Origin of the sequence: Marinitenerispora sediminis (assembly GCF_003336425.1) — a bacterium.
Lineage (GTDB): Bacteria > Actinomycetota > Actinomycetes > Streptosporangiales > Streptosporangiaceae > Marinitenerispora > Marinitenerispora sediminis.
In genome coordinates this window covers 64,622-88,121 of the sequence record NZ_QEIO01000001.1, presented here as the reverse complement: position 1 = coordinate 88,121, position 23,500 = coordinate 64,622, and the positions used below count along the sequence as shown (strand labels likewise).

Annotated in this window: 16 protein-coding genes; 12 read left to right on the top strand and 4 right to left on the bottom strand. The window is 70.5% G+C overall.

Translation table 11 applies throughout. From position 1 onward, the window contains the following. Positions 1-16 precede the first annotated feature (16 nt). The 6 genes from DEF28_RS00370 to drmC all read left to right on the top strand — a co-directional run bounded on the left by DEF28_RS00370 (position 17) and on the right by drmC (position 10,653). Entirely contained in the window at positions 17-3,358 is a 3,342-nt protein-coding gene (locus DEF28_RS00370; protein WP_158562737.1) for an AAA domain-containing protein, read from the top strand. A gap of 174 nt (positions 3,359-3,532) precedes the next feature. Beyond that, entirely contained in the window at positions 3,533-3,949 is a 417-nt protein-coding gene (locus tag DEF28_RS00365) for a hypothetical protein (protein ID WP_147280062.1), read from the top strand. Continuing rightward, complete coding sequence (locus DEF28_RS00360; RefSeq protein WP_114396377.1) at positions 3,946-4,377, top strand: hypothetical protein; 432 nt, start codon at positions 3,946-3,948, stop codon at positions 4,375-4,377. The genes DEF28_RS00365 and DEF28_RS00360 overlap by 4 nt, the downstream gene beginning before the upstream one ends. 53 nt (positions 4,378-4,430) lie before the next feature. Then, positions 4,431-8,015: a DISARM system helicase DrmA gene (gene drmA, locus DEF28_RS00355; protein ID WP_114396376.1), complete on the top strand. Its 3,585-nt coding sequence runs from the start codon at positions 4,431-4,433 to the stop codon at positions 8,013-8,015. Further along, on the top strand, positions 8,012-9,883 hold the full coding sequence (gene drmB / locus DEF28_RS00350) for a DUF1998 domain-containing protein (RefSeq protein ID WP_199493054.1): 1,872 nt from the start codon (positions 8,012-8,014) through the stop codon (positions 9,881-9,883). Before drmA ends, drmB begins: the two co-directional genes overlap by 4 nt. Continuing rightward, positions 9,880-10,653, top strand: a complete 774-nt coding sequence (drmC, locus tag DEF28_RS00345) for a DISARM system phospholipase D-like protein DrmC (protein ID WP_114396375.1) — start codon at positions 9,880-9,882, stop codon at positions 10,651-10,653. The genes drmB and drmC overlap by 4 nt, the downstream gene beginning before the upstream one ends. Positions 10,654-10,707: 54 nt before the next feature. Here the strand turns inward: drmC and DEF28_RS00340 are convergent, their stop codons facing one another. Next, entirely contained in the window at positions 10,708-12,426 is a 1,719-nt protein-coding gene (locus DEF28_RS00340; protein WP_147280061.1) for a hypothetical protein, read from the bottom strand. Positions 12,427-12,562: 136 nt separating this feature from the next. Beyond that, a complete protein-coding gene (locus tag DEF28_RS00335) occupies positions 12,563-14,824 on the bottom strand; it encodes a 3'-5' exonuclease (protein WP_114396373.1) in 2,262 nt (753 codons plus the stop codon). Between the two features lie 233 nt (positions 14,825-15,057). Here DEF28_RS00335 and DEF28_RS00330 point away from each other — a divergent pair, with 233 nt between their 5' ends. The 6 genes from DEF28_RS00330 (at position 15,058) to DEF28_RS00305 (ending at position 21,521) form a co-directional block, all read left to right on the top strand. Next, positions 15,058-15,759, top strand: coding sequence for a Crp/Fnr family transcriptional regulator (locus DEF28_RS00330; protein WP_114396372.1), 702 nt, complete (start codon positions 15,058-15,060; stop codon positions 15,757-15,759). 107 nt (positions 15,760-15,866) lie between these two features. Continuing rightward, positions 15,867-16,709 (top strand): hypothetical protein, encoded by an 843-nt coding sequence (locus DEF28_RS00325; RefSeq protein WP_114396371.1) that lies wholly within the window; start codon positions 15,867-15,869, stop codon positions 16,707-16,709. Positions 16,710-16,747: 38 nt separating this feature from the next. After that, a complete protein-coding gene (locus DEF28_RS00320) occupies positions 16,748-18,736 on the top strand; it encodes a hypothetical protein (protein WP_114396370.1) in 1,989 nt (662 codons plus the stop codon). Next, positions 18,733-19,512, top strand: coding sequence for a hypothetical protein (locus DEF28_RS00315; protein WP_114396369.1), 780 nt, complete (start codon positions 18,733-18,735; stop codon positions 19,510-19,512). Before DEF28_RS00320 ends, DEF28_RS00315 begins: the two co-directional genes overlap by 4 nt. A 161-nt stretch (positions 19,513-19,673) precedes the next feature. Continuing rightward, complete coding sequence (locus DEF28_RS00310; protein ID WP_114396368.1) at positions 19,674-20,600, top strand: NADP-dependent oxidoreductase; 927 nt, start codon at positions 19,674-19,676, stop codon at positions 20,598-20,600. Positions 20,601-20,876: 276 nt separating this feature from the next. Further along, entirely contained in the window at positions 20,877-21,521 is a 645-nt protein-coding gene (locus tag DEF28_RS00305) for a SanA/YdcF family protein (RefSeq protein WP_114396367.1), read from the top strand. 28 nt (positions 21,522-21,549) lie between these two features. Here DEF28_RS00305 and DEF28_RS00300 read toward each other — a convergent pair whose 3' ends face one another. Together DEF28_RS00300 and DEF28_RS00295 are read right to left on the bottom strand one after the other, a co-directional pair. After that, positions 21,550-22,008, bottom strand: a complete 459-nt coding sequence (locus DEF28_RS00300) for a nitroreductase/quinone reductase family protein (RefSeq protein WP_114433163.1) — start codon at positions 22,006-22,008, stop codon at positions 21,550-21,552. A gap of 778 nt (positions 22,009-22,786) precedes the next feature. Then, positions 22,787-23,494, bottom strand: coding sequence for a SanA/YdcF family protein (locus DEF28_RS00295; RefSeq protein ID WP_374058227.1), 708 nt, complete (start codon positions 23,492-23,494; stop codon positions 22,787-22,789). Positions 23,495-23,500 lie beyond the last annotated feature (6 nt).

Sequence of the window (23,500 nt, the reverse complement as noted above, 5' to 3'; positions counted from 1 at the left end):
CCCCCGCCCTTCCTGGGTGACCGACGTCCAGCATGCCGTCCAGACGTGGCTCAAGGCTGAGGGCGGCGACCGACCCTCCGGAGAAGGAAAAGCCACCAAGGTCGGCGTGGCCCGCCGCGCCATGGACCGTGGTGACGGATGGTTCACGGTGCCCGCGAAGCAGGGCACGTTTGACGACACTGACATCGACGACGCCCACCTCGCCCCCGCGAACGGGGCCGAGGAGATCCGATTCAACATCCGCGAGGCGGTGCAGGACCAGGGCCGGCTCTACGTCCGCGTAGCCCCGCACGCGCCGGAAGCGGGGCTGTATCTGTGGAAGCTCAGCCGCCCCGCCGGGCAGCTGGTCAAGTCGCTGCTGGAGGGGCTGTCCCGGATCGATGGGTCCGGGTTGGTGAGCGCCTTCGGGCGCGGCACGCCCGACCCGCTGCCGCAGCTCCGGCCGGTGCCGGACGGGTGGAACTTCAACGAAGGTCAGCGCGCGGCCTTCACCGCCTGCGCGGCGTCCGGTCTGCACCTGGTCTGGGGGCCGCCGGGGACCGGCAAGACAACGGTCATCACGCGGTTCCTGGAGCACGCGGTGACCTCCGGGAAGTCCGTGCTGCTGGTCTCAAGCACGAATGTGGCGGTCGATAACGCTCTGGAGCGCGCGGCCAAGCGGATGCGGCCTGAGCCCGGCGTGATGATCCGGGTCGGTACACCGCACCTCACGGAGATCGCGAACAACGCCGCGGTGTCCCTCACCAAGTTGAAGGAGTCGCGGCAGGCCGACAAAGAGGCGGAGCTTCACGATGTCGAGGCGGAGATCGCGGATCTGCACGCGGTCATCGCCGAGTACGAGGACACGCGGCAGCGGCTCGCGGACTTCGACGTCGATTTCTACCGTGCGGCGCTGGACCGGATCGAGATCACCGAGAGGGTGAATCGGCTCCAGCGCGAGACGCACGATCACGAGGGGCTCATCCGCTCGCTGGCGGCCGAGCTGTCCACGGCGGAGAAGGAGGCGGACGCGGCCGACCTTGCCTGGCGGCCGGCGGCGGAGGCAGCCGCTCGCTGGCAGCAGGTGGACGAGCTGCGCACCGAGATCGACGAGCACCAGCGGCGCCGCGACGCGGCCCGTATCCGGGTCAGCGACGCAGAGGCCCGGCGGGCCCGGGTCGAGCGGGATCTCAGTGAGCTGGACGGAGGCGGGTTCTTTCACCGCCTCGGCAATCGGAAGCGGCGACACGAGCTGACCGACGCGCTGGAGCACGCCAGCCACGACGTGCGGACGGCGCGTGAGGACTTCCGGGAGCTGTACGCGGCGCTGAGCCGGCAGACGGAGCGGGCGGAGCAGGAGGTCGCCCGTCTGGAGCAGGCGAACACGGGGTTCCCCCGGCACTCCATCGCCGAGCTGCGGGCGCGGCGCGACCGTGCGGCTGACCGGCTCTCCGGCGTGCAGCGGCGATGTGCCGAGGCGGAGGCCGAGCGTATCCGCCTCGGTGATCGGCTGGCGCACGCCCGCGCTCAGCCGCAGGCCACCGACGACGACCGTGCCTTCGTTGCCAAGGCCGGCGCTGCCGACCTCCCCCGTCAGTACGCCGAGCTCCCTCAGCTGAAGAAGCGCGCGGACGCCGCCGGGAAGGAGACGAAGCCGCTGGACACGAAGCGGGAGCGCCTCGAACGTCAGCTCGCCGAGCTCGGCCGCGACGCGGAGCGCGCGCTGATCAAGGAGGCCACCGTAGTGGCCGGCACGCTGGCGATGGCGCGGATGAAACGGCCGATCTGGCAGCGGACCTACGACTATGTGGTCGTCGACGAGTGCGCGGCCGCCGCAATCCCCGAGGTGCTGTTCGCGGTGTCACGGGCCCGCGTCGGAGCGGTGCTGCTGGGCGACTTCATGCAGAACGCGCCCATCGGCTCCAAGAAATTGGAGAAAACCGAGCCCAGGGTGCGCGCCTGGTTGGCGCCTCGGGACTGCTTCTCGTTCTTCGGGATCTCCTCGGCCGAGGCCGCCCAGCGTTCGCCGGGCTGCGTCGTGCTCACCGAACAGCACCGGTTCGGCGCGGAACTCACCCGGCTGGCGAACGCCACCGCGTACGGCGGGGTGCTGCGCGCGGCATCGCGGACGGCGCGGAACGAGATCATCTTCGTCGACGTGGACGGCTTGGGCCTGCCCGCGCGGGTGCAGCCGGATCCGAAGAAGGACGGCTGGCGCCGGGGCCTGTGGAGTGTCGGCAGCCTGGTGGCGGGGGCGCTGGTGCAGCAGGCCGCCCAGCAGGAGTCCAACATCGGCGTGGTGACGCCGTACAACGCGCAGGTGGATCTGACCAAGAGCCTGCTGGCGGACTCGGGGTTGGGAGAACTGGCGGACGTCGGCACATCGCATCGGTTCCAGGGGCGCGAGTTCGACACCGTGGTCTTCGACATGGTGGAGGACGGCGACGGGTGGGTCGCTAAGGCTCGGCTTGTCGAGGACCCCAAGGACGGCGGGGAGCAGTGGGCGCTCTCCGGCCTCAAGCTCTTCAACGTGGCGGTCACGCGGGCCAAGCACCGGCTCTACCTGGTCGGCAACGGAACGGCGGTGGATCGGGCCCGCAGGGGTCCCCTCCTCGCCGTGCGGGACGGGATCAAGCGCGGCGACATTCAGGTGGCGGGCGTCCGCGACATCCTGGACAACCTCCCAGCGCCGGAGACGTTGACCGGCGTCAACCTCACGCTATGGGAGGCACTCAGCCAGTTCGTCCGCTATACGGGCCTCTTTGACGAGAGTGACGTTCCCGAGCAACTCGTCGACCACATCGGCCGCGCACAACGCAGCATCTGGCTGTGGTCGCCGTGGATTTCGACGGCCTCCGAGCGCTTCCTCCCGGAACTGGTGGCGGCGCGGGACCGGGGCGTCGATGTCCGCGTGGTGACGATGCCCAAGTGGGGCCTCAAGAGCGAGACCGAGCAGCGCGCGCACGACGAACTCGTGGCCGCCCTTCCGCACACCGTCTTCCTCACCGACCAGCACCAGAAGCTCGTGGTCATCGACGACCAGACCACCTTCATGGGCAGCATGAACGTGCTCTCGCACCCGGGCCAGGGCGGCCGGCGGGAGACGATGACCATCGTCGAGAGCGCTGCCTTCGCCGCCTCCGTGCTGCGGTTCGAACGCGTCGACGAACTCGTGCGGGTCCGAAAGTGCCCCAACTGTGGCAAGCGGCTGCGGGTGGTGACGTTCACCGAGCAGATCAAAAACCCGACGCTGCGGTGGATGTGCCGGTCGGGTAGCAGCAAAGCCGCGCTCTGCTGGCGTGGACCGGAGTTCCCGCCGCTCGCGGGCGCCCGGAACCAGCGTCCGCTGCGGCGTAACGGCGGTCAACAGCGCAGGTGACCGGGCTGGAGCCCGAGTGACGATCGTGGTGGGGGTGGCGGACGCGCCACCCCCACCACGTGTCTACCTGTAGGCGCTTTGTCGTAGATGTAGCATTTATATCTTCTGTATTCTCTCAGGAGTGCTAAAGTTGCTGGCATCGCGATGGTGAGCGTCCGAGAGAGGTCCTGCTTCATGCCCGAACTGCCAGTCAAGCTCCCAGAGGAGACGATCGCGAGGTTGCGCTTCGCGGCGAAGATGTCCGGCCGCACCGAGGGCGAGATAATCGCCGTTCTCGTCGACTCGATGAGTGCAGGTGAAGTCGACGCTGAGGATCATGGGGATGGTCGGAAGGAGGCCACTCGCACGCCCGTGCCCGTGTACGCGGTCTACGAGGGGAACCGGGTGGAGGGAGAGTTCCATCCAGAAACGGGGACGCTGGTGATCACGTCTCCGCCATGGTCCGGAGAGCGGTTCCGGTCAGCGAGTTCGGCCGCGAGCGCGGTCGTCCGAAACTTCAAGCCCAACGTCGGATCTGCCAACCGCAGCGGTAACGAGTTCTGGCGCCAGAGTGGCGAGGGCACGAAGCTGGGCGCTCTGAGGGGTCGATGATGGCCGAACAGAGCAGGCTGTCGCGGTACATCGTGGATCTGCCAGTGGGATCCGTGATGAAGCTCCGCCGCCAGGGACCGAATCCGGCGAGTACAAAAGAGTTCGAGATCCGATCCGTCGCCGCGACTGTGGACGGTCAGGTGGTGGGCGGCGAGCGGAAAAACGCTGATCAGGGCCGGGTTTCGGTGTACGCCGTCTACAAGAACAAGCGGGTGGAGGGCGAGTTCCACCCACAAAAGGGGGAGCGGACGGGGAAAGTCGTGATCACGTCAGAACCGTGGCGCGGACAGCCTTTCAGGTCGGTGAGCGAAGCGGCCGCGGCGGTCATCCACCACTACAGCCCCGACGTGGTTCCGAACTGTAATGGATGGCGTTTCTGGCGGCTCACCTCCTCGGGAGAGCTCATCAACGTCCTCCGGCGCCAATAAGACGCTTGGCCTGGCGTTCCCGAATGTCGTGATCTCCGCCTAGAGTCTGCTCCATGGGCGAAGGACGCGTGCTGCAACCCCCCTCTGAGCGGGCGGTCCGGGCGGAACTCGAAGAGCTGGTGATCGCCGACCTCTACGGGCCGATCGGTGGCGACGAACACGAGGAGTTCTCCGGCGAGCGTCCCACCGATCGGTACATCCTCGGTCGCCTCGCCCCCAACGGCGCCGTCGTACGGCCGGACGACCAGGACAGCTACGCAGAATCAGGGGTCGACCACCTGTCCAATCCCGGGGTCGACCCCGACCCGGCGGACACCGAACCCGAGGCGCCCGCCGTGCCCAGCCTCTCCTGCTCGGCGCACGGGTTCACCGCCTACGTGGCGAAGGGCACCGAACGGCTGCGGGTCCGCGCGAGCTGGGCGCGGTACGTCGAGGCCAAGCCAGACGACGGCTCTGGGCGGGCGCGGGTACGGCGCCGCGAACCCCGGTCGGGGGAGACGGTGATCGAACTCCGCGAAGGAGAGATCAGGCCGCGTTACCTGGACCCCGACCCCGATATCCGCAAGCATGTGGCCGTCCGTGGACGGGTGCGCGCGCTCGACGACCATCTGCTCGTCACGCTGTTCCTGGTCAACGCCCAGCGGGGCGAGGAACGGGAATGGCGGAAGTGGATCTTTCAGGCCGAGCTGGAGGCGACGGCCATCGACGGCCAAGCCCCGGTGTTCGTTCCGCGTCCGCACAACTTCTCCGGCGGCGATGAGCTGGACCAGATCGAGCAGAGCCGGCTGGCCATGAACTATCGCTTGACCCGCGAGTTCGCCGTCGGCCACAGCACCGCCGTGGACGTCACCACCGCCGATGGCGATCCGACGCGTGCCGTTCGCGTGCGCACGGCCGCTGTGCCCCGTTACGAGCTTCCGGCCACGGACGTGCCCAGCGCCAAGGATGACCCCGACCTGCCGGAGCTGGCGGACTTGACCCTGGACATGCGTGTTCTCGCCGATCTGCCGGCGACGCAGGTGCGCTCCCGGCTGGGCCCGCTCGTCACCGGATACCGGGCCTGGATCGACCGGGAGCGCGGACGCCGCAGCGCCCCGGACCTGGTGGAGTTCCGCGACGAGGCGGACCGCAACCTCGCGGAAGCCACGCACGCGGCCGACCGCATCGCCGCCGCTGTCGACCTGCTCGTCGAGGACGCCGCGGCGCTGCGTGCGTTCCGGTTCGCCAACGAGGCGATGTACCGGCAACGCGTGCAGTCGCTGGTGGCCACCAAGCGAGACGGGACGGGCGACCGCGCCGTCGCCGATCTGGTCGCGGATCTGGACCGCCCGAAGAACCGCAGCTGGCGCCCGTTCCAGCTCGCCTTCCTGCTGCTCAACCTGCCGGCGCTGACCGACCCTGCGCACAGCGAACGTTCGCCCACCGGAGCGGAGCTGCCGGTCGCCGACCTGCTGTGGTTTCCGACCGGTGGCGGCAAGACCGAGGCGTATCTGGGGCTCACCGCCTACACCTTCGCCATCCGGCGCCTCCAGGGCGAGGTCAGTGGCCTGTCCGGGCACTCGGGGGTCGCGGTGCTGATGCGCTACACGCTCCGGTTGCTGACCATCCAGCAGTTCCAGCGCGCCGCCGCGCTCGTCTGCGCGTGCGAGGTCATCCGCCGTGCGGATGAGCAGACCTGGGGCCGCGTTCCATTCCGGATCGGGCTGTGGGTGGGGAGCAGGGTCACCCCGAACCGCACCGACGAGGCCGAGCGGTGGGTGAAGGCCAAGCGGAACCCGGAGAGCGGGTCGGTGAACCGGGCCGACGGCTCGCCGCACCAGCTGGTGAAGTGCCCGTGGTGCGGTGCGAAGATCGCCGCGGAGCGGGACATCGAGGTCGACGCGGTAGCCCGGCGAACCCGGATCATCTGCCCGGACTTGGAGTGTGCGTTCACCACGTTCAGCAGCGGCGGAGAGGGACTCCCGGTCATCGTCGTCGACGAGGAGATCTACCGGCTCGTGCCGTCCCTCGTCATCGGGACCGTCGACAAGTTCGCCCAGCTCACCTGGATGGGCGAGACACGCGCGCTGTTCGGCAGGGTCGATCGGGTGTGCGAGCGGCACGGCTACCTCACGGGGGAGCTGCAGGCCCGGGCATGCGACGGGGCGTCCCAGCACAAGGCGGTGGGGGCGCACTCGAGTGCGCGGGTGCGGCAGGCGGCGGAGCTGCGTCCGCCGGACCTCATCATCCAGGACGAGCTGCACCTCATCTCGGGCCCTCTCGGCTCCCTCGTCGGCCTGTACGAGACCGCCGTGGACCGGTTGGCGGCGTGGGAGCTGCACGCGACACAGGACGGCGCGACACCGGTTCGGGTGCGGCCGAAGATCATCGCGTCGACGGCGACCGTCCGCCGGGCGTCTCGACAGATCATGCAGCTGTACGCACGCGACACCAAGATCTTCCCGCCATCGGGGCTGGACGCCGGCGACAGTTTCTTCGCCCGTCAGCGCCGTCCTGAGAAGCAATTCGGGCGGCGCTACGTTGGGATCTGCGCACACGGGGTCCGCGTCAAATCCGCCCAGATCCGGTTGTACGTCGCCATCCTCGCCGCGGCCCAGAAGCTACACGAGAAGTACGGGGCCAGTCCGGTCACCGACCCGTACATGACCCTGGTCGGCTACTTCACCAACCTGCGCGACCTCGGCGGGATGCGCCGCCTGGTGGAGGACGATGTCACCGCCCGGCTGAGGCTGGCGGACAGGCGCGGGCTGGCCCGACGCCCCGATCCGGTGCTGCAGGAGCTCACGTCCCGGCTCAGCTCCGACGAGATCCCGGAGGTTCTGGAGCGTCTCGCGGTCGACTTCGTGGGCGATCCCAATGACGGTAACCGTGCGGCGCGGCGGCGGGCGCGAGCCAGCGGCACCGACCGGAAGTGGCCGCTGGACGTGCTACTCGCCACCAACATGATCGCCGTCGGCGTGGACGTCTCCCGGCTCGGGGTCATGGCGGTCAGCAATCAGCCCAAGTCGGCTGCCGAGTACATCCAGGCCACCAGCCGGGTCGGCCGCGACTCTCCGGGCCTGGTCTTCACCCTGTACAACTGGGCACGCCCCCGGGACCTCTCCCACTACGAGCGGTTCACCGACTTCCACGCCACCATGTACCGGCACGTCGAGGCGCTCTCGGTCACGCCGTTCGCCGCCCGCGCTGTCGATCGGGGGATCATGGGGCTGCTGGTGGCCCTGGTGCGTAATCTGAACCCCGGTCTCAACGCCAACGAGACGGCGTACAAGTTCGACCGCACCAGCGCCACCGCCGATCACGTCGTCAACGAGATCTGGCGCCGCGCTTCTGTGGTCACCGGTGATCGAAGGTCCACAGCGCAGGTGGCCGACCAGCTGAACCATCGCCTGGACATCTGGGAGGCCCGGCGCAAGAAGCCCGGGGTCCGGCTGGTCTACCGCGAGCCACACCGCAACACCGACGCGCACCCCCTGCTCGGCCAGCCGGACGGCGGCCGGTGGCAGCCGACCACCTGCCCGACGTCACTTCGCGAGGTGGAACCCGGGATCCGGCTCATCCTCGATCCGCGGCGTGATCTCGGCGACGACGAAGCGCCGCCCTTCGTTCCGCCCACCAATCCGGAGGCCGTGTCGTGAACAGCAACCCGCAGCGTGTGGGTGAACTGCGCACCAGCCAGCTGATGCACACCTTCGGTATTGGGGCGGTCGCCGACATGCCGAACCTGTCCGTGGCCATCCTCGGCCTGGACTTCTGGGATCGCTTCCGGTGCGACCCGATCGCCGAACCGCGGCTGCTCGCCGCCGTGCGGGACAAACTCGGCCCGCAGGTCGAGACGCTCCGGTCGCCGCCCTTCGTGGCGCCCACGAGCACGAACGTCTACGACGAGTGGGCAAGAGTCGGCGTGCCGGTGGCGATCTTTCCGCGGTGGCTGCGGTGCACCCGCAGGCAGTGCCAGCAGCTCGGTCCCGTCACCGCCGCCTACTTCCAGCTGGACGCTCATCCGTATCGTCCGGAGCGCAGCCGTATGGTGCACACCTGCACCAACGGCAGCATCCGCAAGCAGCCCACGGCCGTACCGGCCCGGTTCGTACTTGCCTGCGAGGAGGGGCATCTCGACGACTTCCCCTGGATGTACTTCGCGCACAAAGGGGTGGAACCGCCACCAGGAGAGGACGTCCACACCCTGAAGTTCGTCGAAACGGGAACGTCGGGCGAAGCCGCCAACGTACTCATCCGATGCACGTGCGAGCAAGGGCGCTCGATGGCCGAAGCCATCGGTCCGGCCAACGCGGCCCAGAACCTCCCGGCGTGCCGAGGACGCCACCCGCATCTGGGAACCTTCGAGGAGTGCGGCCGGCCGGTACGCGCGCTCGCACTGGGCGCGACGAACGCCTGGTTCCCGATGCTCATCAAGGCGTTCACGCTCCCCGTGGCGGACGACCCGCTGGAGAACGCGCTCGCCGAGGAGGATTTTTCGGTCCTGAAGAGCTTGACGGCCATCCCGCAGGAGCAGGCGCGGTCGATCATGGGGGGAATGGCGTTCTGGCCGCGCGTCGAACACCATGGTTTCGATGCCGTGTGGAAGGCGATCCACCGCCGCGTTGCCGAACTTGCCGTTACGGAGCCTTCAGGCAACGGCGACGTCGATCTCGCCGGGCCGGAGTGGCGGGTCTTCACCCAGCAGGACGTCATCGAACTGGAAGAGCTCACCACTAAGCGGGTGGCGAACATGGCGCGCCTGCACGAGACCGCGCCCTACCTCCAGGACGTCGTCCTCGTGCCCCGGCTACGTGAGGTCAGCGCGCTCTACGGGTTCACCCGGATCGACGCCCCCGAGTTCGACGTGCTCACCACGGACTCGGCGCGTGTCGCCCCGCTGTCGGTCGAAGCCCCGACCTGGGTTCCCTGCGCCGAGCAGCGGGGTGAGGGCATCTTCCTGAGGTTCGATGAGAACGAGATCTCCGCATGGGAGGCCCGGCCCGAGGTGCAAGCTCGGGCGAAGGAGTTGCGCGCGGGACACGAGCGCTGGCGCGCCGATCGCCGCCTTGAGCCTGAGGAGTGGCCGGGCATTCGCTACGTGCTGCTCCATTCGTTCGCGCACGCCCTCATCAGGGAGTTCGCTCTGGAGTCGGGGTACAGCGCGGCCGGGATCGCCGAACGCGTCTACGCGCGCGGCGGTGACGAACCTATGGCCGGCGTCCTCCTGTACACGGCAGCTGCCGACAGCGAGGGCACACTTGGCGGCCTGGTCGCCTTGGGAGAGTCGCCCGCCCGCCTCGGCACGCTGATCAAACAGGCCGTGGAGGCGGCCCGGCTGTGCAGCTCCGATCCCCTGTGCGCCGAACACGCTCCGACGGACCAGGCCCGTCTCCACGGGGCTGCCTGCCACGCGTGCCTGTTCGCCGCGGAGACCTCGTGCCATCGCGGTAACCACTACCTGGATCGCGCGCTCGTGGTGGACACCGTTCTGGGCGGGCTGGCCGGCGTCGGCTTGGTGGCATGAGCGGGTCGCGGGCCAGACTCGTCGAAACGATCACCGAGGTCGCCGAACACCTGTCGTCCGAACACGCGGTCGCATGGGCGCAAGTGCTGTCCGGATGGCGCGGCGCCGCCGACAGCGGTCTGGAAGCTGCCCTGCTGGAGGCGAGCCAGGGCTACGGATTCGCGGTGCCCAGCGCGCGGCTGGCACAGGCGTGGCGAGCCGCCCCGCAGGAGTCCGGTGCCTCGGTCGCCCTCGCCCTACTCACGGCCGCCCAGGTGGTGGAACGCGCCTCCGGGCGACGTGCCGAAGTGGTCGTGACCGGTCCCGAGGTGCCCGGGGAGCCGACCCGGCTCACGCCGGCTGTGTTGAGCGGCTTGATCCGATCGGCGCGACGCGAGCTTCTCGTGGTGAGTTTCGCCGCCTACAACTCGGCCCCCGTCGTGGGGGACATCGCGGCAGCCGCGAGCCGCGGCGTGCGTGTGGACCTTCTGCTGGAGGAGACCACAAAGGCGCACGACGCGTTCGCTGAGTTGCGTGGCAAGGCACGCCTGTGGCACTGGCCGGCGAATCAGCGCGGTGGCGGCGGGAGCGCCAAGCTGCACGCGAAGGTGATGGCGGCGGATCGGAGCATCGCGCTGATCGGTAGCGCCAACCTCACCGGTCGTGCCTTGCATGACAACATCGAGGTCGGCGTGATGCTACGAGCCCCTGAGCCTGTTGGCCGCGTGGTGCGCTACTTCGACTCTCTCATGAGCACTAGCTCCGGAGCGCTGGTGCCCTGGCGGCCGTGATGGTCTCACACTCTCGTCGGGAAGCATGCCTCCCGACGAGAGTGTGCTTCATGCTCACCCCTTGGCGTTTGTCCCCCGGCTCCGCAGGCGGTACAGCGTCGTGCGTGCCTCCTTGCGGACCTTGGGGTCCGGGTGGTGCTCGCCCACGTAGCCCAGCAGGAAGGCGCTCTCGGGGTGCTCGACCTGCATCACGATCTCGAACAGCTGCGGGTCCGCGCCCAGCCACGGGCTGGCCATCAGCTGCTCGTCGTCCATGAGCCCCAGCCGCGCCAGTGCGGCCTCGGTGTCGAGGGTCACCCACGTGCGGTCGTCGGGCTGGAGGTCGTCCTCCTTCAGGAACCCGGCGTCGAACAGCCACGTGCGGGCCTGCGGGCCGAAGGCGGGGTCCTCCCGCAGGGACTCGTAGACCGGCCGGGCCGCGGCGGCGTGCTCGCGGGTGGCGCAGGCGACCACGAACCGGTGGCCGCAGTCGTCGGTGCGCCGCGCGACCTCGACCAGCTCGCGCACGGCGGTGGCGGTGTCGCGCGACTCGATCCAGTCGTCCAGGTCGACGTCCGCGGACGGCTGCCCGGACGCGGCACGCTCCACGAGGACCTCGGCGTTCTCGGCCATCAGCTCCTCGAACGTGCGGATGACGTAGTCGTCCGCCGACAGCTCCTCGTACCCGATCCACTCGCCCAGCGGCGTGAGGCGCAGCACCGGCTCACCGGCATCCTCGGCCTCCTCGCAGGCGGCGTCGCGTTCGAGGACGCCCAGCTTCTCCAGCTCGGCGATGACCGTGTCGACCAGCGGGCCGAACCGGTCCGTGAGGTCGTCGGTCAGCGGCTCGTCGTCGTCGAGCGCCCCGGCGGCCTCGGCCACCAGTTCGAGCACCACCGGGGCCGGCAGCGGCGGGCGCTCCGTGAACAGCACGGTGACGGCGGCCACCACGAACTCTTCGGGGTCGAGGCCGAAGGCGTCCTCGAACGAGCCGGCGTCCAGGCCGAGCCCCTCAGCGATCGCCGGACCCACGGCGTCGTAGGCCTGGAGCCACGCCTCCTCGGAGTCCTTCGAGAGCTCGTCCGGCGACTCCCGGCGCAGCCGCGCCAGCGTGGGAGCGGCTTCCATCGCGGCGGCCAGCTCGTCGCCCTCCAGGAGGCGCGGCGCCCGCCACACGTAGCCGACGCGCCCGATGCCGTCCACCGGCGCCTTGGGCGCCTCGATGCTGCCCTCGGCGATGCCGGCCAGCGTCTCCTCGTCCACCGGAAGGTCGCCCGCGTCGATCCCGGCCTCGAAGTCCGCGAGCTGCTCGGGGTCGTCGACGTCCACGTCGGAGTCGAGCAGCGCCCGCTGCAGGTACTTGGCGATCCGGTGCTGCTCCGGGTTGTCGACGGCCTGCCGGTAGGCGTCGGCGAGTTCGTCCATGGTCGCGAGCAGGGCGTCGCGCCCGTCGGAGCGCGGGTCCAGCCAGCCGTTCGCCTGCAGGAAGCCGTACCAGGCGTCCAGCGCGGCGCGGAGGTCGCGGAGCGGCGGCGGGGTCTGCACCGCCTCCTCAGGCAGCCAGCCGAGCAGCAGCGCGGCGACGTCGTCCTCGTTCCAGCGCGCGAGCAGCCCGTCACCGCCCTCGTCGGGCTCGCCGTACTTGAAGTCGAGCAGGATCTCCAGCGCCGCGCGGGGCACGGTGGTGCCCTGGGCGCGGCAGTGGGCGAGCGTTCGCGTGATGAACAGCGACCGGTACTCGTCGAACGTGTCCTGATCGGCGTTCGTGAACACCAAGCGCATGGCGGCGACCAACCTGTGAGGATAGGGAGTGACGGCAGCGGCGGGTGAGCACGAGCGGCGCCGCGGCCATGCCGACAGCAGACGGTACGGAAATCCCCCGTGCGCGCAGGACCGGAACGCGTCCGCCCACGGACGCCGAAGACGAACTCTACCTTCGGGCGGCCTCCCGGCCGACCGCTGCCTCCGCTGCCATGCGCGGCAGGAACGGGCTGGGCGCACCGTGCCACGACACGTACAGCGACTCGCGCGCCCGGGTGCACGCCACGTAGAGCAGGGAGCGCTGCGCGGCGAGGTCGGCCTCGTGCTGGCGCTCGTCCACCTCGGCGCCGGTGACGTGCTCCATGTTCGGCAGCGCCTCGGCGGTCGCGCCGAACACCGCGATCGCCCGGAACTCCAGACCCTTCACGCTGTGCATCGTGGTGACCCGGACGGCCGGCGACGCGTCCGTCACCGTGTCCCGGTTCGCCTGGAAGACGGCGGCCGGCACCCCGCGGTCGGCCAGCTCGCGGACGACCGCGTTGCGCAGCCGCTGGGTGCGGGTCGTCACGCAGACGTCCCCGGGCGCGATGCCGCCGGCCAGCCAGCGGCGGACCCGCTCGGCCAGGGCGTCCAGCTCCTCGGCGAGGTCGCGGGCGCCACGCAGCTCCGGCGGGCTGCCGCGCAGTACCGAGCGCGTGCTGCCGGCCGGCTCCGGGACCGACTCGCCCAGCTCGCTGACCTGCTGGCCGCGAAGGATCTCCCCGGCCCACGCCAGGATCTCGCCCGTGGTGCGGTAGTTGACCCGCAGCGGGTAGGAACGGCCGACGATCCGGATGCCCAGCCGTTTGAACGAGACGGTGTTGTCATAGATCCGCTGCCGGTTGTCGCCGGCGATGAACAGGTCGTTCACGCCGGGCGCCGCCGCGGCCCGCAGCGTGCGCCACTGGGTCGGATGCAGGTCCTGGGCCTCGTCGATCACCACGTTGGTGTAGGGCTTCTCGGGACGTTCGTCGAGGATGCGGGCGGCCTCCGCGTGCAGCTCCAGCGACGGCAGGCGGCGGTTGCGGCGCATGCGGACGCGGGCGTCGGCGATGGCGTGCCAGACGTCGCGGCGCTCCGCCCGGTCCAGCGCGGCCGAGCGTCCGCGCCGTGCGTCCGGGTCCAGGTAGCCGTCCACCGTGGTGATGCCGTGCGCCATCACCACGTGCCGGTACTCCTGGAACAGGAACTCGGCGGACCACGGCAGGCCGTGGCGCTGGGCGATGTTGGCGAGCAGGCCCCGAACGTCGTTGTCCGACCAGAAGCTGACGTCGGGCTGCTCCTCCTTCACGACGTTCATGGCGAGCTTGTCGGCGGTGATGACGTCGACGTCCTCGATCAGCTCCGGCGGCAGCAGCAGCGCCAGGTTGCGCTTCAGGGACTCCACCAGGGCGTTGGTGAAGCTGGTCAGCAGCACCCGCCCGCCTAGGGGCAGGTGCTCGGCGAGGAACTTCACGCGGTGCAGCGCGACCACCGTCTTGCCGGTACCCGGGCCGCCGGAGACCTTCGCGGGACCGTTGAAGCGCGGCCGGTAGGCGAGGTCCCGCTGCTTGGGGTGCAGGTAGATCCGCCAGGCGTTGAACTCGCCGGCGAGCACGTCCTCGATCTCCTGGTCGTCGTTGACGACGATCACCCGCTCCCGCGTGTTGCGGATGGCGGTGTCGTAGTCGTCGGCGGCCACGGCGCCGACGGCGGGCCGCCGCGGCTCGACGACCTCGCGCAGCACGCGCTCGACCGGGTGCCCCTCGGCCAATTGGCTGAGCACCTCGTACTGGTCCTGCGGCAGCGCCGGCTCCCAGTCGGACAGCTCCTCGGCGGTGCTCAGCGTGCGGCAGAACTCCAGGATCTCGCTGTCGATCCCGAGGCGCCGCAGGTCGCGGTCGCTGACGTGCTCGAACAGCGCCGCGCCGGTCCTCGGCGGCTGCGGCGCAGCGACCGTTCCGGCACGTCCTACGGCCACGCCGACGGGTGCGGGCGCGGTGGCCTCGGCGGCCCGGAGCGGCCGCGCCGGCTCGTCCCCGCCGCCCACGGCGCGCCCCAGCGCGGCGGCGTCGCGACGCTCCAGCGTCCCCATGACCGTGTTCACGTCATGGCGCTGGTCGCCGGCCCACTGCTCGGCCGAGTCGCGGGGCAGCAGGTGCACCAGCAGGAACGTCTCGCCCGACTCGGGCGCGAGCATCACCCCGGTCCAGGTGTCGCTGATACGGAACGTCCGGATACGCGGATCCTGCCCGGCGGTCAGCGGCCGGATCCGCAGATCGGGGTGGGCCAGCAGCGCGTCCAGCGGCAGTTCCCGGAACTTGCGGGTGGCGGCGAGCAGCCGTTCCCGCGTCGGCCGGTCGAGCTTGTCGTACTGCGGAAGACACGTCGCGTCGATGGCCAGCTGGGGCATGAGCCTCCTTAGCTACGGGCGCCTCTCCAACCCGGCCCCCGGCCCGTACGTTCGGGTACGCCGTCTCCGGAATGCCTTCCCCTGATCTTGTAACCGATGGTGCCGACAAAAAGGCCGGATGCGGCCAATCCCTTGCGCGACGGCCAGCACGAATCCCGGCGCGGGAAACCTGCCTATCGGAATCCACCATTCACCGGCACAGACCAGTAGCGAAAAACCGGAAAAGGGAACGCGTGACACGACAGGGATTCGGCGGCGTCCTCACCGACGACCAGTGGACCCGCCTCACCAAGGCGGGCACCCGGCGCCGCCACGAGGCGGGCTCCCAGATCATGCGCCAGGGAGAGCCGGGGGACAGCGTCCACCTGCTGGTAGCAGGGAGAGTCAAGGTGAGCATGGTCCGCCCGGACGGTCAGGAAGTGCTCCTTGTGGTCCGCTCTTACGGCGAGGCCCTAGGGGAAATGGCGGCCATCACCGGCCGACCTCGCTCGGCGACGGTCACCGCGATCGGCACCTGCTACACGCATGTGGTGCTCAGGGATCGCTTTCGGCAACTGGTCAACCAGATGGGTCTGGACGCGGCCCTGCTTGAGCACTTCGTCGTCCGCCAGGTCGAAAGCGACGCAACGCGCGCCGAACAGACAGCTCTGCCGGCTGAGCGCCGCCTAGCCAAGATTCTGGTGCAGTTGGCGGCCTTCGGCGGGGAGAACATCGCCCCCGACGTCACCGCGAACGGGCGCAGGTCGCGCCAAGGTGTGCTCTTCGGGCTGTCGCAGCAAGACATCGCCGACCACATTGGGGCGTCCCGCTCGTCCGTCGCGCAGGCGTTCATCCGGTTCCGGGAACTGGGAATCGTGCGTACCGGCAGGCAGTTCGTCGCCGTCCACGATCTCGACCGGCTCCGCGCCATCGCGCATGGGGGCAGTGACGCGTGACACACATGGGAGTTGTGTTCAGTTCTGAATACGGCTCCCACGGTACTCGGCGGATCGTCAAGGGGCGCGGCCGACCGGCTGCGCCCCACGATCCCGAACGAGGTGCCATGAACGACATCCTGCGCTTCGAGCGCCGAGCGCCCCGCGTCAGCGTGCCGCTTCCTCCGTACCAGGCAGTGCTCGCTGTCGACATCGTCAAGTACACCCGGAATCCAGACCTGGACCAGCAGATCCTCAGCCGGGCGGTGCCCCGAATCCTCGAAGTGGCGTTCCAGAGGAGCAATCTGGCTGACGTCTGGGCGAACCGCCGGTTCCCGCAGGCGGCCGGTGACAGCTACGTCATCGGCGCTGAGCCGCGGAACCTTCCCTTCCTCATCCATCCGCTGCTCGGGTGCCTCCAGGAGACCCTCGAGGACGCACGGTCCCAACTGGCCGCCCACGACCGGAACTTGCGGCTGCGGCTGCGGGCAAGCATCGACGTCGGCCCGCTGCCGGAGGCAAGCGAGGGCGGGGCACCCGACGGGATCGGCGGAGCGATGAACCACACGCACCGCTTGCTGGACTCCGACCCCGTCCGCGATGAGCTGGACAACGCCGACCCGGATGCCACGCTGCTCGCTGCCATCGTGTCGCGTCGAGTATATGAGGACGCCGTGCTGGGTGGGTTCGTGGGCGTGCCCCCGAGCAGGTTCCGCGCCGTGCATGTGGACATGCCGGCGAAGGAGTTCGACGCCGAGGGGTATCTGTACATCCCCTTCCCGACGTGGCGCGCCGACGCCAAAAGCAGCGGGCGGGTGGCTTCGGACGAGAGCGAACCGGCGCCGGCTACCGAAACAGGCGTGGCGCCGAGTTCCGGGGCGGGCGGAAACCACAACAGTGGTAACGCCCAGCAGGTCATCCAGGGGCAGACCTTCCAGGGCGGGATCACCTGGAACGGGGAGCAGAAGTGAGCGAGCGATCGGCTGAGCCCCTGGAAGGACTGCGGGGCATGGACGGCATGGTGGCACCGGCCACCAACTGGAACGGCGGAGACGCTGACCTGATCGTTCAGGCGGGACGGATCGACGGTGGCGTGCACCAGACGTACAGCTACCAATTCAAGGGGGAGTTGATCGAGGCCAGCCAGATCGACGAAGACCATCTCAGGGAGCTGAGGCGGACGTTCGTCGCTCCTGAGGGGTTCGACGCATTCATCGCCGGAGTCACGCGGAGCCGCTTCGGTGCCGTCATCGGGGACCCGGGGAGCGGGCGCTGGACGACGGCGATGCGTACCGCTGACCTTCTGGACATGCCGCCGCGCCCGATCACCCTGGAGGACGATGAGGACTGGAGTCTGCCGAAGCTACCGTGCGAGTCCGGCCAGGGCTACGTGCTGGACCTGTCCGAGAGCAGTCCGCTCAGCGAAGGCCGATTCCGGGTGCTTCTCGGTTACGCGGCGAAGGCGAAGCAGCGTGGTTCGGCCGTGGTCATCGTGCTCCGCCCCGAGCAGTGGCTCGAACCGGCAGTCGATGCGGACTGTGTGCTTCGGCTCTCCGCTCCTCTGGCCGTCGACGTCTTCGAGCACCACCTGAAGGCGCTCGCCCCGATCGACCCGCAGGTCTGGCGTTCGGATTCGCGAATCCTCGGCACCCTACGGGGGGCTCAGCCGGGCGACGCGGCACGACTGGCCCGCCTCGCGGGCAAGGCGCTGGGCGCGGTGTCGGAGGGCGACACAGACCAGGACTGGATCAACACCGCCATCCAGGCGTTCGGTAATTGGAAGGACCAGTTGCGACCGTGGTTCGCCGACCGCCTGGCGGCTGAGCGGACCTACGAGCGGGTGCTGTTGGCGTGTGTCGCGATCCTCGAGAACGAAGCCGCCGACCACGTTCTCGCTGCGGCCGACCTGCTCGCCGAGGAACTCGACGTCCCACCCTCGGATCCGACGGGCATCTCGGGCCCTGGACTGGACTCAGCGATGACCGCCGTGGCGGCAGAGGTGACGTCAGGGCGCCGAGTCCGCTTCCAGAGAGTCGCCTACGCGTCGGCTGTTCTGGACTACCTCTGGGAACAGCACCCGCGCATCCGGCCGGCCCTGCTGAACTGGAGCGGCAGGGTGGCAACGGGCAGATTCCCAGCCCTTTGGCGGTCCAAGATCGCGGATCGCTGGTTGGAGTTGGCGGAACGCCACAACGACTGGCAGTGGGTGGGGCAACTCTTCGAGAGCTGGGCCCAGGCCCCCCAGACGCGCGGCTTGGCCGTGAGTATCGGCCGCAGGGTCGCCGAGCAGCCGAGGGCCGGCCGAAACCTCCGGCGGCGTCTCTACGAACAGGCGAAGCGGCCGGTCTCCACACGCACGGCAGTGGTGGTGGCTGAGGTGTGCGCCGGTTACGGTATGAGTTTTCCCAACTCGGCGCTTACCCGGTTGAAGTGGCTCGCGGATCAGGGCGACGCGGAAGTGCAGGGAGCCGCCCACGAGGCACTGCGAACGCTCTGGGCGGAGGCTGCCGTGCGTCCGCTGGTTCTGGCCGAACTGTTCGAGTGGGTGTCGGACGCGCAGCGTCGGGAACGCGTGGGCGTCGCGCTTCAGGCGCTTGTCCGGTTGGTGAGTGAATCGACGGAGAGTGGGGCGCTCCTCGTGGTCGGGGACGGCGCGTCGCAGGCGGAGGTCGACGTGCCGGCCGTGACGAGGGCATGGGAACTCCTCCTGACGCACGCCGACCGTGAAACCGTCGATCAGACCGTGGACGTGTGGATGGCTGCCCTCGTCCGAGGAACCATCCCACCCGAGCTCATGGTCGGCATCTTCACCGGGGCCGTGCGCGGGAGCTTCCCCCGTGTGCACATGGTGGCGCGATCGATCGTCTCCTGGGAGGCGGCCACGGGTACCGCCGACCCTCGTGTCGCCATGGTTCTCCGTCATGTGCTGGAACGAGATCCGTTGCGTTCCGGCTCCTTCACGACGTCAGCGGACGTACAGGCGGGGAGCCGGAGATGACGTGGACAAATGGCGGCAGCGAGCCGTTCTTCGGCAGGCTGTTCGGGGTTGAGCGCGAGAAAGAGGTCAAGGCTCCGTTCACGGCCCGCCTGCGAAGCGGCACCGAAGGGCTGTACTTCACCGCCCGCTTCAACCTGCGGCTGCTGCCTGCGGCGGAGAACGGCCGGTCGCGTGCGAAGCTCGTCAATGATGCCCAACAGGCAGCCCGGGCAGCGGCCGAGCAGGTCAGCGTTGGATATTCGATCGTGGATTCCGGCAACGCCCAACTCGCTGTCAATGAGCGGCTGCTGTCTCTCCGAAGCCCTGCGGTTTCCGCGGCTTCATGGGCGACAGCCGACATCTCAGCGCATGAGGCGGACATAGAGCGCGCCCGCGAGATCGAGGCGGCGAACCACCGAGCGGTGATCGAGCTCCGCCAGCAGGAGGACATGGTCCGCCAGATCCGGCACTTGCGTGACGGGGTCTTTCGGGACGGGGACCTCGCGCGCCTGTGGTGGTTGATGAAGTATCCCGAACACGTGGAACGGCTTCCGCAGGTCGGGCAGGCGCTGGATGGGATCGGCAGCGGGCAGCCGACTACCACCGCGGAGTCCGAGGTGGCCCGGGTGGTGGAGTTGTGCTTCGCGTTGGTCGCCGGGTTGGCGGACGACTCCAGGAAGCTTCTGGCCCGGCAGTCCATCGACTTCCTCGCGCACGTCTTCACCGCCTGTGACCGCCCGGACCTCGTTTCGCGCCTGCCCGGGATGGCGGGGGCGGAGCCGGCCGTACCGGGCTGACAGCCTGCCTTTCCGGTGAGAGGAGGTCTCCGCAGCGCACCGCGCGGAGCCGGCTCCGTTCCATGGCGGTGGACGCGGCTGCGCCCGGGCAGTGGGAATGGCGGGCGTGCCCCGCATGTTGTCCGAGACCGTAATCGTGGAGTGATCGACAGGAGGCGACCATGCGAGCCATCGTGTACGACGAGTACGGCGGCCCCGACGTGCTGCGGCTGGCCGAGGTGCCCGATCCCAAGGTCGGGCCCGACTCGGTGCTGCTGCGGGTGGAGGCCGCCGCCGTCAACCCGGTCGACTGGAAACTCCGCGAGGGGTACCTCGACGGGATCATGGATGTGTTCTTCCCGGTGATCCCGGGCTGGGACGTGGCCGGGGTGGTCGAGGCCCCCGGTGCGGCGGTGGGGGAGTTCGAGGCGGGGGACGAGGTCATCGGCTACGTGCGCGAGGACGTGGTCCGGCGCGGGACCTACGCCGAGAAGGTGGCCGCGCCGGTGCGGACCCTCGCGCGCAAGCCGCGCAACCTCGACTGGGCGCAGGCCGCGAGTCTGCCGCTCGCCGGGCTGACCGCCTACCAGTCCGTGGTGCACGCGCTCAAGGTGACCGAGAGCGACACCCTGCTCGTGCACGCGGCGGCCGGCGGGGTGGGGGCGTTCGCGGTGCAGATCGCGCGGGCTCTCGGGGCGCGGGTCATCGGGACCGCGTCGGAGCGCAACCACGACTTCCTGCGGTCGATCGGCGCGGAGCCGGTGAGCTACGGTGACGGGCTGGCCGGGCGTGTGCGCGAGATCGCGCCCGGCGGTGTCTCCGCCGTCCTCGACCTGGTGGGCGGACCGGCGCTCGACACCGTCGCCGAGGTGGGCGCGGCGGGGGTCCGGGTGGCCTCCATCGTGGACACCTCCGTCAAGGAGCAGGGCGGAACTTATGTGTTCGTCCGCCCGAGTGCCGAGGATCTGACCGCCCTGGTGGAGCTGGTCGAGGCGGGCAAGGTCGCCGTGGAGGTCAGCGAGGTGTTCCCGCTGGAGAAGGCGGCCGACGCCCACCGCCTCAGCGCGGAGGGGCACACGCGGGGGAAGGTCGCCATCCGGATCGGCTGACGCCGCACGGGCCGGGGAGCGCGGCCGGAGCGCGGTACCGGGCTCCGCGCGGACGGGGACCGGCGCGCCCGGCGCTCGCTCCCCGTGCGGCCAGGTCGAGCTCGGCCTCGGGGGGCCGGCGCGCGCCGCCGGCCCTCTCGCACTTCCCCAGGAGCCCCAGATCCCCTGCCCTATAGGGCTTCCGGCGTCGTGGGAGCGCGCGCCGGGGCGCCGCGCCATCCTCTACGTTGGTGGCGTGGACGCGGAACGACGGCGAAGAGCGGCGGGGTGCGGCGGATGACGTGGACGGTACTTGCCGTTGTGGGGGGATGCGCCGCACTGGCGCTGCTGCCGACCGCCTGGACGTATGCGGTGAGCGCCCGGCACCGGCACCGGCCGGAGACCGCGCCGGCCCGCCCGGTCGCCATCGTGCTCGGTGCCGCCGTCTGGGAGAGCGGTCCGTGCCCGCTCCTGGCACGCCGACTGGACATCGCCGCCGAGCTGTACCGCGCTGGACGGGTGCGTGCGATCCTCGTCTCAGGCGACAACCGGGAGCGGTCGAGGTTCGAGACCGACAGCATGACGGACTACCTCGTGGCGCACGGCGTTCCGGAGGCGGCCGTCGTCGCCGACCCGGCCGGCTACCGCACGTGGGACACCTGCGCGCGGGCGCGCGACGTCTACGGCGTCACCGCGGCCACGGTGGTCACCCAGTCCTTCCACCTGCCCCGCGCGGTGACGCTGTGCCGGGCGGTCGGGATCGACGCCGTCGGGGTCGGTGACGCGAGCCTGTCCGGGCGGTCGCGCTCCACGGTCTACGGCTACGCACGGGAGATGGGCGCCAATGCCAAGGCGCTGCGCGACGCCGTCCTGCGCCCCGCGCCGGCGGTCACGGACCCCGCCGACCCCGCCGCCGTGGCCCGGCTCGCCGAGGCCGGCTGAGGCCGACCGGCGCGGCTCGCGGCGCCGCTTAACCGGCGTCCGGGGCAGGGGCCCACTCCAGCGCGACCAGCGGGATCGTGCGGCCCGCACGGGCCCGGAAACCGGCGAAGGCGGGGTTCCGTTCGACCTGACGCCGCCACAGCTCGTCGTGCTCGTGCTCGTCCACGACGACGGTCCGTGCCGCAAACCGCTCCGCCCCCACCTCCACGAACACGTCCGGCGAGCGGACGACGTTGTGGAACCAGCCGGGCGCCGCCGGAGCGCCGCCGTTGGACGCGAAGACGACCAGCCGGTCGCCGTCGGGCAGGTACACCAGGGGAGTGGTGCGCGGCAGGCCGCTGCGGGCGCCGCGCGTGGTGAGCAGCAGCAGGCTCGTTCCGGCGAAGTCCCCGCCCACCCGGCCCGCGTTGCGTCGGAACTCCTCGATGATGGCGCGGTTGACCGGGCTCGTGTTGTTCGGTCCGTCGGTGTCCGGGCTGGTCGTCATGGCGGTCACGTTAGACCGTGACATCTGTGTGAAGGTCAAGCGGACGTCACTCCCGTGCCGCCGGATGCCCCGGTGGGGCGCGGGCGGTCGGGGGTGTGGGTGAGCACCTCGACGGCGGTCGCGACCTGCCATGGGGCTCCGCGGCGGCCGCCTGGAGGTGACCGCGCCGCCCGCCCCCGGCTTGGGGCCGCCCAGGAAAGCGGGGCGGACCGCGGGGCGTCGGAGAGCGCTGGGACCGGCGCGGCCGCCTCGGACCGGAGCCGGTGGCGGCCAGCCGCGCAGGGACACCCGAGCACCGGGGCCTCCGACCGCGGCGCGCGGCGAGAGCAGGCCGCTCCGAGGGCCAGGCACGCGGGGAGGCCAGCGCCTCCCGTGCCCCGCCGGGCACGCCGAAGGACCCGGTCCGGCTGCCGGGGGCGCTGCCGAGCGCTCCGGCCGGGGCAGGGCTCCCGCCGTCCGGTCGGCGGTGGACCGTGGGCGAGGACCTTCGGGGTTCCCTCGCCGGTGTCGGCGAGGAGGGGAGGTTCCACAGGCACGGGGGCGCGGGAACCGCCGCGACCGCGGCCGGGACCCCGGACGGTCCCGATGGCGGCCAGCCGACTGGGAGCGCCGGGGCCGCCCGTACCCGGGCCGGAGGGTCGATGAGGGCGTGAGCCAGCCGCGTGGAGGGCGCCGGGGTCCGCCTGACGGGGGGCCTCTCCCGCCGCCACTTACGGCCGGCCGGGCGGGTGCCGCGGTCCGCCCCGTGGCTGTGGACTCCCGTGTGGTCCCGCGGCGGTCAGGTGCGCGGGGACGACAGGGCCTCGCGTATCCCCGGCTCGGGGTCGCCCAGGAAGGTCGGGTCCGGCCGCACGGTGGCGTCGAGGACGGCCTTGAACGCCGCCGGGACCTCCCGTGCGTAGCCGTAGCCCATCGTGGCCGCCCGGTACCCGCCGAGGCCGTTGTCGGCGACCCCCACCGTGTCGATGCCCGCGGCGCGGCACAGCGCCACCGCGCGGGGCAGGTGGAAGGACTGCGTGACCACGGTGGCCTCCCGGACTCCGAAGACGCGCCGTGCCCGTGTGCAGGACTCCCACGTGGAGAAGCCCGCGTAGTCGCCCACGACCTGGGGCGCGGGTACGCCGGTGGCGATGAGGTAGTCCCGCATCGCGTCCGTCTCGTTGTAGGACTGGCGGCTGTTGTCCCCGGTGACCAGCACGGCCTCGACCCGGCCCTGGTCGTACAGCCAGGCGGCGATGTCGAGCCGGCGCGCCAGGAAGCGGGTGGGTCGGCCGTCCTCGGTCAGGCCGGCCCCCAGCACGACCGCGACGGGCCGCGCCGGCACGCGCTCGATCACCTGGTGCCGCTCCGCCGCGTCGTCGATCGCGTAACGCCGCTCCGCCGTGCTCGCGTGCAGCCACACGACTGGCGCGAACATCGCCACCAGCCCCAGCCCGGCCGCCGCCGGCAGCCACCATTTCCTCGGTACTCCGCGCAGTCGCTTCACGCTCTG